Genomic DNA, 1,741 nt, shown 5'->3' with positions numbered 1-1,741 from the left:
TTAGCTATTGTTGAAGCAAATCCAAAGAAGAATGTTGCTCCTAATATTCCAAGTGGTTTCCATTGTCCAAATATTAATGCTGCTAATGCTAGGAATCCAAGACCTGCAACATTTCCATTAAATTCTCCTGAGTATGTTACCAAAATTATAGCTCCACCTAAAGCTGATAATCCACCTGATACCATAACTCCTATATATCTCATTTTAAATACACTTACTCCAGCTGCTGCTGCCGCTTGCGGATGCTCACCACAAGCTCTTAATCTTAATCCAAAGCTTGTTTTATATAATAAGAATGCACTAACCAATAAAATTACTATTACAAGCCATGTTGTTGCATAAGTTTTTGTAAAGAAAAGTGGTCCTATTATTGGAATTTGTGACAATACTGGAATATCCTTTGGAATAAATCCATTTGTAACTCTTATATTACCACTACCTGTAATATTTCTTGCTAAGAATACTGTTAATGCTCCTGCTATCATATTTATAGCAGTACCACTAATTACTTGATTTGCATTTAAGTTTATACTTGCAAATGCATGTAGTAACGAGAATAAAACTCCAACTAAAGTTGCTACTAATAATCCTATCCATAAAGCTCCTGCTACTCCATTTGCTTGTAGCTTTGAAACTGTTAATGCTCCTGCAAATGAACCTATTATCATAAGTCCATCTAAACCTATATTTACAATTCCACTTCTTTCACAATAAAGTGCTCCTAACGCTGTTATTAAAAGAGGCACTGTATATGAAATTGCATATGGAAAAATTTGTTCTATTATACTCCACATTATTTTTCCACCACCCTTTCAGAAGAACTATTTTTACCTTGTGAATCATCTTTTTTTGTTTTTTTGAATCTTTTTATTACTTTATCCATTATCATACTTGTTGCTGCAAAGTAAATTATTGTAGCCATTATAGTATCTGCAAGTTCTGGTGGTACCTTTACTGCTGCATTCATAAAGCCTTTTCCAACATATAATACTCCAAAGAATAATGCTGAGAAGAAAACTCCAATTGGATTGCTTGCTCCAAGCAATGCTACTGCTATACCGTCGAAGCCTTGGCTTGGCATAACACCAATTTGCATTATGTTTGCATTACCAGTATATTGTATAGCTCCTGCAAGACCAGATAAAGCACCAGCTATCATCATAGAAATAACTATATTTCTATTAACTGGCATACCCGCATATTCAGCTCCAAATCTGTTAAATCCAACAGCCTTTAACTCATATCCTAAAACTGTTTTATTTAATATAAACCAAACAATGAAAACTGCTATCATAGCTAAGAAAATACCTAAGTTTATATATGATCCTTCAAAAATATTTGATAACCAAGAAGCTTTTAAAGTTGCTGAATCTGATAACATTTTTGATTCAGTTTCTAAGAATTCACCTTTAAAATATTTTGGAATATTATAATAAACTATCCAATAAGCAACCCAGTTCATCATTATTGATGATACAACTTCATGAACATTAAATTTAGCTTTTAAAATCCCTGGAACTGTAGCCCATAGTGCTCCACCTAATATCCCAGCTAATACAACAATAGGAACAAGGATTGCTTTTGGTAAATCTAATGATAACCCTACCGCTATTGAACAAAATCCTCCAAATAACATTTGTCCCGGTGCCCCTATGTTAAATAATCCTGTCTTAAATGCAAAGGCAACTGAAAGTCCTGTTAGCATTAATGGTGTTGCAGTAGCTATTGTATTACCTATTCT

General features: G+C 33.2%; 2 protein-coding genes. Both read right to left on the bottom strand.

Annotation, left to right across the window (positions count from 1 at the left end; all coding sequences use genetic code 11):
- A partial coding sequence (locus tag J2Z25_RS18480; protein ID WP_209741563.1) for an ABC transporter permease occupies positions 1 to 794 on the bottom strand: 794 nt, incomplete at its 3' end.
- On the bottom strand, positions 794 to 1,741 hold a 948-nt coding region (locus J2Z25_RS18475; protein ID WP_209741562.1), incomplete at its 5' end, for an ABC transporter permease. The genes J2Z25_RS18475 and J2Z25_RS18480, both read right to left, overlap by 1 nt.

The organism is Clostridium tertium, assembly GCF_017873245.1.
In the GTDB taxonomy this organism is placed as follows: Bacteria; Bacillota; Clostridia; order Clostridiales; family Clostridiaceae; genus Clostridium; species Clostridium tertium.
This window is presented reverse-complemented; position numbering and strand designations above follow the sequence as displayed.